Raw genomic sequence first — 9,033 nt, 5'->3', positions numbered from 1 at the left:
GACGCTGTCGCAGAAGGTGCCGGTCACCGGCGCGGTGATCGTCACCACGCCTCAGGATATCGCGCTGCTGGATGCCAAGAAGGGCCTGAAGATGTTCGAGAAGGTGGGCATTCCCATCCTGGGCATCGTCGAGAACATGGCGGTCTACTGCTGCCCGAACTGCGGCCATGTCGAGCATATCTTCGGCCACGGCGGCGGCGAGAAGATGTGCGCCGACTACGGCGTTGACCTGCTCGGCAGCCTGCCGCTGAACCTGCAGATCCGCGAGCAGGCCGACTCCGGCCGTCCGACCGTGGTGGCCGAGCCCGACAGCCCGGTGGCCGAGATGTACCGCGCCATCGCGCGCAAGGTGGCGATCAAGGTCGCCGACAAGGCGCGCGACATGACCAGCAAGTTTCCGAGTATCGTGGTGCAAAACACCTGAGCGCGCGCCGCGCGCAGCAACCATGGAAAGCCAGCCTGCCCCCGACCTGCCGGCACCCGCTGCCCGCCCCGCCGTGACCATGGCGGTGGTGATGCGCAAGGTCGCGCTGGCCAACCGCTGGCAGCCGTGGAAGTGGGAGCTGGACGCGGTGCTGCCGGACCTTGGCGAGTTCGGCACGCACCCCGTGTGCCTGGAGCACGACGCCCACGGCGCGCACTGGCTGTACCCGGGGTTCGAGGTGACGCTGTTCCGCGACCAGGGCGAAGGCTATTACCTGAACCTGACTTCGACCACGCCGTGCTGGTTCGTGCTGTGGCGCATGCCGGAGGACGAAGTCCCTGGCGAAGAGGCCCATCCGGTGCCGATGACCGTGACGCTGTCGTACAACGAGGCCGGCCGCTGGCTCGATGCCGGAGAGACCGTCGAGAACGTGCCGCTGGCGCCCGAGCAGCGCGAGTGGCTGCAGGCCTATGTCGACCAGCACTACCGGCCCGAGCCCAAGCAGCGGCGCCGGCCCGAATCCTTCAAGGCGCCGGAAGACCGCGCCCGCTACTGATTACTGATCCTGACGACCTGAGCTTGCCCTGCCGATGAGCGATTCGTCCTTCCTGTCGCGCTGGTCGCGCCGCAAGGCCGCGGTGCGGGAGGGCGTGCCCGTGCCGGCAGAGCCGGCACCACCAGCGCATGCCGAAGCCGTTCCCGCGACCACCGGCGCAGCACCCGAAGCGCCGCAGGTACCGGCCCCGACGCTGGAGGACGTGGCCGCGCTGCGCCCCGGCGACGAGATCGCCCGGTTCGTGGCCCGCGGCGTGGATGAGGCGGTCAAGCGCGCGGCGCTGAAGACGCTGTTCGCCGATCCGCACTTCAACGTGATGGACGGGCTCGACATCTATATCGACGACTACAGCAAACCCGATCCGATCCCGCCGGAAATCCTGCGCCAGCTGCGCCAGTCCGAGACACTGGGCCTGTTCGAGCCGACCGACGAGGAACGCGCGGCGGCACAGGCCGCGGCCGCCGCCGCGGGGCCTGTGGATGTACCGCCGGCGGCGCCCGCCGAGTTCGCCGAATCCGGCGAGACCGCCGACACTACGGACATACCCGCACCAATCGAAACGCCGCAGCAAACTGTAAGTCAAAGCGCAGAACAGGGCCTGCAAGACCCGGATAAATGCGCGTAGCCTCACAGGTGCAGCGCAGCCTACAATAGGCATCCCCACAATCCGCCGGCCCGCAGACCCCTCACCAAGAAGGACGTCCGGACCGGTCAGCCGCATTCGCCATGCCGACGCTGATCTGCAACTGCAACGACACCATGCCGCTTGACGGGGCGGCATTGTCCGAAGCAACCAAGGACGCCAACCAGGGCCCCTTGAAGGTCCATCGCCTGCTGTGCCGGCGCGAGATCGGCGACTTCACCGCCGCGCTCGATGGCACCGACGACGTCATCGTCGCCTGCACCCAGGAACGCCAGCTCTTTACCGAAGTCGCAGCGCAGGCCGCGCAGGGCAGCGATGGCCGCCTGGTGGTGACCGCGCCGGTGCGCTTCGTCAATATCCGCGAGACCGGCGGCTGGTCACAGGGCGCCCGGCGCGACCCGAAGACCGCCAATGCCAAGATCGCCGCGCTGCTGGCCGTGGCCGCGCTGCCCGAACCTGACCCGGTGCCGGTGGTGGATTACCGTTCCGACGGCGCGGTGCTGGTGCTGGGCCCGGCCCAGCGGGCGCTGCCGTGGGCCGAGCGGCTGGCCGCGATGCAGCTCGAGGTCACGGTGCTGCTGACCGGCAGCGACATGCGTGAAGGCGCCGCGGCGCAGCCGGCGGCGCGCGCTTATCCCGTTCACAGCGGCCGGCTGGCCTCGCTGACAGGCTGGCTGGGAGCGTTCGAGGCCAGCTGGGAGACCGGTGCCGGCCGCAGCAACCCGATCGACCTGGACCTGTGCACCCGCTGCAACGCCTGCATCGACGCCTGTCCCGAGGACGCGATCGACTTCAGCTACCAGATCGACCTGTCGCGCTGCCGCTCGCACCGTGCTTGCGTGCGCGCCTGCGGCGCCGCCGCGGCGATCGACTTCGACCGCCCGCAGGGCACAGTGCAGGGACGCTTCGACCTGGTCTTCGACCTGTGCGACACGCCCGCCTTCACCATGCACCAGCCGCCGCAGGGCTACCTGCACGCGGGCGCCGATGCCGCGCGCCAGCAGGCCCAGGCGTTGCTGCTGGCAGGCCTGGTGGGCGAGTTCGAGAAGCCCAGGTTCTTCCGCTACAAGGAAAACCTGTGCGCGCATGGCCGCAACCAGACTACCGGCTGCACCGCCTGCATCGACATCTGCTCGACCGAGGCCATCGGCTCGCGCTGGCATGACGGCAAGGGGCGCATCGAAGTCACGCCCAACCTGTGCATGGGCTGCGGCGCCTGCACCACCGTCTGCCCGAGCGGGGCCATCAGCTATGGCTACCCGGGGCCGGAGGTGACCGGCGCGCGCCTGCGCACGCTGCTGTCGGCGTACCGCCGGGCCGGCGCACGCGATCCGGTGGTGCTGCTGCATGGCGAGGAATATGGCACGCCGGCGCTGCTGGCGCTGGGCCGTTCCGCCCGCGGCGGCAAGGCCAAGGGCGTGCCCGCCAATGTGATGCCGTTGTCGCTGTTCCACCCGGCCTCGGCCGGGCTGGAGTTGTGGCTCGCCGCGCTGTGCTGGGGCGCCAGCCGCGTAGCGGTGCTGCTGACCGGCGAGGAGGCACCGCAGTACCGCACCGCGCTGCTGGAGCAGATCGCGGTCGGGCGCGCTCTGCTGGCGGGCCTGGGCTATGACGGCGAGGTGCTGTCGCTGGTCGAGGCCGCCGATACCCCGGCGCTGGATGCCGGCCTGGCGGCGCTGCGCCCGGGCCGCAACGCGCTGCCGCCGGCGCCGTTCGGCCCGGTCGCGGCCAAGCGCGAGATGCTGGACTTTGTGCTGGACCACCTGGCCCGGCACGCGCCGGTGCCCGCGCCAAGCGTGCCGCTGCCGGCCGGCGCGCCGATCGGCGCGATCGCAGTGGATACGGGCAAGTGCACCATGTGCATGGCCTGTGTCGGCGCGTGCCCGTCGCAGGCGCTGCGCGACAATCCCGAGCGCCCGGTGCTCAGCTTTATCGAGCGCAACTGCGTGCAATGCGGGCTGTGCGAGAAGACCTGCCCGGAAGACGCCATCAGCCTGGTGCCGCGCCTGCTGGCCGGCGACGCGGCGCGCCGCCCGGTGACCCTCAACGAGACCCAGCCGTTCCATTGCATCCGCTGCGCCAAGCCGTTCGGCACGGCGCAGATGGTGGAGTCGATGCTGGTGCGCCTGGCCGGCCATCCCGCCTTTGCCGGCGCCGCGGCCGAGCGCCTGAAGATGTGCCCTGACTGCCGCGTCATCGACATGATAGAGCGCGATACGGGAACCGCCACCGGCGCCACGCTGCGCTGACGGCGGCGGGGCTACCCAGGACAAATCATCACGACATGACAGATTTCCAGCCGATCCAGCTCACCGCCGCGCCGCCGGCCGACGATGCCGAAGACACCGCCCGCGCCGACCTCTACGGCCTGCTCGCCACGCTGTTCTACCACGCGCCCGACGCCGCGCTGCTGCACCACATCGCCGCCAACCGCGCCGTGGGCGATGACGCGAACACCGTGCTGGGCAAGGCGTGGAATGCGTTGTGCGATGCAGCATCGGAGACCACCGCGGCCGAGGCGGAGGAGGAGTACCGGCTGCTGTTCGTGGGCGTGGGCCGGCAGGATGTGTTCCTGTACGGCTCCTTCTACATGACCGGCTTCCTGAACGAGCGCCCGCTGGTGGCGCTGCGCGAAGACCTCGCCCGCTACGGCCTGGAGCGTCATGAAGATGTCAGCGAGACCGAGGACCATATCGCCACGCTGTGCGAGGTGATGCGCTTCCTGGTGGCGGGCGACGACCTGGCGGTGTCCAACCTGGGCGAGCAGCAGCGCTTCTATGCGCAGCACCTGCAGCCCTGGGTGGAGCGATTGTGCGATGCAGTGACGGCGCACCCGCAGGCGCGTTTCTATCGCGGCGTGGCCGGCTTGCTGGGCGCGTTTGCCGGCGTTGAGGCGGTGGCGCTCGAGATGCATTGAGCGCGGGCATTGAATATCGGCACGCTTGCGGGCTTCTTTAGCGCCGCGAGGCCAAGGCAGCCGCTTACACGAAAATGAGTTGGAAAGTAGGGAAAAACCCGCGCATATCATGGTCTTTCCCGCTAGTTGAATCTAGAATATGCATAACAACGCATAACGGCTAAATCCATCGGGCTTTGTCAGCCGAGGAGCCCCCACATGACAGAGAAGCAAACCAGGGTCGCGCGCCGCACGTTTCTCGCGGGCGCTGGAGTTGTGGCTGCCGCTACGGGCGCGGCAGCGCTGACCGCGCGCGGTCCGGCCATGCCGGGCCAGGCCACCGCTCTGCCGGAACCCACCGATCCTCCGTCGGACAGCAAGGGTTACCGGGTCTCTGACCACATCCGCAAGTACTACCGGACCACGCTGGTGTAGCTGCCCAGGGCGGTGTGGTCTGCCGCGCCGCCTGCAACCGGACGCAACCGGCGTCCGCATCTGAGGTGAGACATGATCTTGACCCGCAAACGCGCGGCGCAGGGCGCATCCGCCCGCCTCGCTGACGGCCTGGCCAACCGGCCTGAACCTGCCGGCGCAGCCTCCGGCCGACTCTCGCAACGGCTCGCGGCCAGCCTGGCCGGCGCAATGCCGACCATGGACCGCCGCAGCTTCCTCAAGCGCTCTGGCATCGGCGTCGGTGCCGGGCTGGCGGCCTCGCAGCTGACGCTGATCCGCAAGGCGGACGCTGCCGACGACAAGAAGGCGGCCGCCGACGGCAAGACCGGCATCGTGGTCAGGCGCACCGTGTGCGGCCACTGCTCGGTCGGCTGCGCGGTCGACGCGGTGGTGCAGAACGGCGTGTGGATCCGCCAGGAGCCCGTGTTCGATTCGCCCATCAACCTGGGCGCGCACTGCGCCAAGGGTGCGGCGCTGCGCGAGCACGGCCACGGCGAATACCGCCTCAAGTACCCGATGAAGCTGGTCAACGGCAAGTACCAGCGCATCAGCTGGGACCAGGCGCTGGACGAGATCACCGCCAAGATGAAGGAGATCCGCCAGCAGACCGGCCCGGACTCGATGTTCTTCGTCGGCTCGTCCAAGCATAGCAACGAGCAGTCCTACCTGCTGCGCAAGTGGGTGTCGTTCTTCGGCACCAACAACACCGACCACCAGGCGCGCATCTGCCACTCCACCACCGTGGCGGGCGTGGCCAACACGTGGGGCTACGGTGCGATGACCAACTCGTACAACGATATGCAGAACTCGAAGGCAGCTCTGTATATCGGCTCCAACGCGGCCGAGGCGCACCCGGTGTCGATGCTGCACCTGCTGCACGCCAAGGAGAACGGCTGCAAGGTGATCGTGGTCGACCCGCGCTACACGCGCACCGCGGCCAAGGCCCAGCATTATGTGCGCATCCGCTCGGGCACCGACATCGCGTTCCTGTTCGGCATGCTGTACCACATCTTCCAGAACGGCTGGGAAGACCAGAAGTACCTGAACGACCGGGTCTATGGCATGGACAAGGTCAAGGAAGAGGTGCTGGCCAAGTGGACCCCCGACAAGGTCGAGGAAGTCTGCGGCGTGCCCGAGGCGCAGGTGAAGATGGTCGCCGAGATCATGGCCAAGAACCGCCCCAGCACGCTGGTGTGGTGCATGGGCCAGACCCAGCACACCATCGGCAACGCGATCGTGCGCGCCTCGTGCATCGTGCAGCTGGCGCTGGGCAATATCGGCGTGTCGGGCGGCGGCGCCAACATCTTCCGCGGCCATGACAACGTGCAGGGCGCCACCGACGTGGGTCCCAACCCGGACTCGCTGCCGGGCTACTACGGCCTGGCCACCGGCGCGTGGAAGCACTACGCCGCGGTGTGGGGCGTGGACTACGAATGGATCAAGAAGCAGTTCGTGTCGCAGGCGATGATGGAGAAGTCCGGCACCACGGTGTCGCGCTGGATCGATATCGTCACCGAGAAGAATGAGCTGATCGACCAGGACAACAATGTGCGCGGCGTGTTCTTCTGGGGCCATGCCCCGAACTCGCAGACGCGCGGCCTGGAGATGAAGAAGGCGCTGGACAAGCTCGACCTGCTGGTGGTGGTCGACCCCTATCCGTCGGCGACCGCGGCCATGGCCAACATGCCGCCGGCCGAGGGCGACAAGGTCAACCCGAACCGCGCGGTCTACCTGCTGCCGGCCTGCACGCAGTTCGAGACCTCGGGCACGTGCACCGCGTCGAACCGCTCGCTGCAATGGCGCGAGAAGGTCATCGAGCCGCTGTTCGAGTCGATGCCCGACCATACGCTGATGCAGGCGTTTGCCGACCGGCTCGGCTTCGGCAAGGAGCTGTCGAAGAACATGAAGCTGATCGAGGTCAAGCGCGCCGGCCGTACCTGGATGGAGCCTGAGCCGGAATCGATCCTGCGCGAGATCAACGCCAGCAACTGGACCATCGGCTACACCGGCCAGTCGCCGGAGCGGTTGAAGGCGCATATGCGCAATATGCAGATGTTCGACGTCAAGACGCTGCGCTGCAAGGCGGGCAAGGACCCGGTCACCGGCTACGACCTGAGCGGCGACTACTTCGGCCTGCCGTGGCCGTGCTACGGCACGCCGGAACTGAAGCACCCGGGCTCGCCCAACCTGTACGACACCAGCAAGCACGTGATGGACGGCGGCGGCAACTTCCGCGCCAACTTCGGCGTGGAGCGCGACGGCGTCAACCTGCTGGCCGAGGACGGCTCTTGCTCGCTGGGCGCGGAGATCACCACCGGCTATCCGGAGTTCGACCATGTGCTGCTGAAGAAGCTGGGCTGGTGGGACGACCTGACCGATGCCGAGAAGGCCAAGGCCGAAGGCAAGAACTGGAAGACCGACCTGTCGGGCGGCATCCAGCGCGTGGTGATGAAGAACCATGGCTGCCATCCGTTCGGCAACGCCAAGGCGCGCGCGGTGGTATGGAACTTCCCCGACGCGATCCCGCAGCATCGCGAGCCGCTGTACTCCACGCGCCCGGACATGGTCGCCAAGTACCCGACCCACGACGACAAGATGGCGTTCTGGCGGCTGCCGACGCTGTACAAGTCGGTGCAGCAGCGCAATATCGAGAACAAGGTCTATGAGAAGTTCCCGATCATCCTGACCTCCGGGCGGCTGGTCGAGTACGAGGGCGGTGGCGAGGAAACCCGCTCCAACCCGTGGCTGGCCGAACTGCAGCAGGAGAACTTCGTCGAGATCAACCCGCGCGCGGCGTCCGACCGCGGCATCCGCAATGGTGACTTCTGCTGGGTGAAGACGCCCACCGGGGCCCGCATCAAGGTGCGCGCGCTGGTGACCGAGCGGGTTGGGCCCGATACCGCGTTCATCCCGTTCCATTTCTCGGGCTGGTGGCAGGGCAAGGACCTGAAGGACTACTACCCCGCGGGCGCGATGCCGGTGGTGCGGGGCGAGGCGGTCAACACGGCCACCACCTACGGCTATGACTCGGTGACGATGATGCAGGAAACCAAGACCACCGTTTGCCAGATCGAGCGGTTTGCCTAAGCGCAGAGGGACACCATGGCACGCATGAAATTTATCTGTGACGCCGAGCGCTGCATCGAGTGCAACAGCTGCGTCACTGCCTGCAAGAACGAGCACGAGGTGCCCTGGGGCGTGAACCGGCGCCGCGTGGTCACCGTCAACGACGGCATGGTCGGCGCCGAGAAATCGATCTCGGTGGCCTGCATGCACTGTTCGGACGCGCCCTGCATGGCGGTCTGCCCGGTCGACTGCTTCTACCGCACCGAGGACGGCGTGGTGCTGCACGACAAGGACGTCTGCATCGGCTGCGGCTACTGCTCCTACGCCTGCCCGTTCGGCGCGCCGCAGTTCCCGTCGACCGGCACCTTCGGCGTGCGCGGCAAGATGGACAAGTGCACCTTCTGCGCTGGCGGCCCGGAAAAGAACGGCTCGGAAGCTGAGTTCGAGAAATACGGCCGCAACCGCCTGGCCGAAGGCAAGCTGCCGCTGTGCGCCGAGATGTGCTCGACCAAGGCGCTGCTGGGCGGCGACGGCGATGTGATTGCCGACATCCTGCGCAACCGCGTGATCAAGCGCGGCACCGGCGGCGACGTGTTCGGCTGGGGCACGGCCTACGGCACCGCCAAGGGCGGCGCGGCCCAGCCGGCCCAACCGGCACAGCCGGCGCCCGCCGCACCGGCCGCACCCGCGGCCCCGGGAGGGCAAGCGTCATGAACCGCGTCCGCGTTGTTGCATTGCTGTCGCTGTGCGGCGTGCTGCTGGCAGCTTGCGGCGAGAAGCCGCAGACCATCGGCCCGTCGCACCGCAAGGCTGACGCCCAGGCCTTCCAGGGCGCCCCGGACGATCCGTTCGTGGCCAAGGGCTGGAAGCAGGGCGACAAGACCAGCTGGGACAACCAGATTCGGCAGCGCAACCAGTTGCAGAACGAGTACAACCGCACGCAATGAAGGCGCTGCAGCTGGGCCGCCCCGGCAGCCGGGCGCCGGCCCTCGACG

General features: G+C 68.0%; 9 protein-coding genes. All 9 read left to right on the top strand.

Going from position 1 to position 9,033, the window contains the following annotated elements; genetic code table 11:
- A partial coding sequence (locus tag AC3WON_RS06890; protein WP_492351466.1) for a P-loop NTPase occupies window positions 1-424 on the top strand: 424 nt, incomplete at its 5' end.
- A 22-nt stretch (window positions 425-446) separates the two neighbouring features.
- Entirely contained in the window at window positions 447-980 is a 534-nt protein-coding gene (locus tag AC3WON_RS06885) for a DUF3305 domain-containing protein (protein ID WP_492318885.1), read from the top strand.
- A 34-nt stretch (window positions 981-1,014) separates the two neighbouring features.
- A complete protein-coding gene (locus tag AC3WON_RS06880; protein ID WP_492351465.1) occupies window positions 1,015-1,605 on the top strand; it encodes a DUF3306 domain-containing protein in 591 nt (196 codons plus the stop codon).
- A gap of 101 nt (window positions 1,606-1,706) precedes the next feature.
- Window positions 1,707-3,872, top strand: coding sequence for a 4Fe-4S binding protein (locus tag AC3WON_RS06875; RefSeq protein ID WP_492351464.1), 2,166 nt, complete (start codon window positions 1,707-1,709; stop codon window positions 3,870-3,872).
- A 35-nt stretch (window positions 3,873-3,907) separates the two neighbouring features.
- Window positions 3,908-4,540 (top strand): TorD/DmsD family molecular chaperone, encoded by a 633-nt coding sequence (locus AC3WON_RS06870; RefSeq protein ID WP_492318882.1) that lies wholly within the window; start codon window positions 3,908-3,910, stop codon window positions 4,538-4,540.
- A 198-nt stretch (window positions 4,541-4,738) separates the two neighbouring features.
- Window positions 4,739-4,954, top strand: coding sequence for a formate dehydrogenase (locus AC3WON_RS06865; protein ID WP_316151187.1), 216 nt, complete (start codon window positions 4,739-4,741; stop codon window positions 4,952-4,954).
- A gap of 72 nt (window positions 4,955-5,026) precedes the next feature.
- Window positions 5,027-8,059 (top strand): molybdopterin-dependent oxidoreductase, encoded by a 3,033-nt coding sequence (locus AC3WON_RS06860; protein WP_492351463.1) that lies wholly within the window; start codon window positions 5,027-5,029, stop codon window positions 8,057-8,059.
- 15 nt (window positions 8,060-8,074) lie between these two features.
- Window positions 8,075-8,752: a formate dehydrogenase FDH3 subunit beta gene (gene fdh3B / locus AC3WON_RS06855; protein WP_010813848.1), complete on the top strand. Its 678-nt coding sequence runs from the start codon at window positions 8,075-8,077 to the stop codon at window positions 8,750-8,752.
- On the top strand, window positions 8,749-8,985 hold the full coding sequence (locus AC3WON_RS06850) for a hypothetical protein (RefSeq protein ID WP_035816587.1): 237 nt from the start codon (window positions 8,749-8,751) through the stop codon (window positions 8,983-8,985). The genes fdh3B and AC3WON_RS06850 overlap by 4 nt, the downstream gene beginning before the upstream one ends.
- Window positions 8,986-9,033: the final 48 nt, after the last annotated feature.

The sequence above is a fragment of the Cupriavidus sp. FW305-46 genome (genome assembly GCF_058787075.1).
This window is presented reverse-complemented; position numbering and strand designations above follow the sequence as displayed.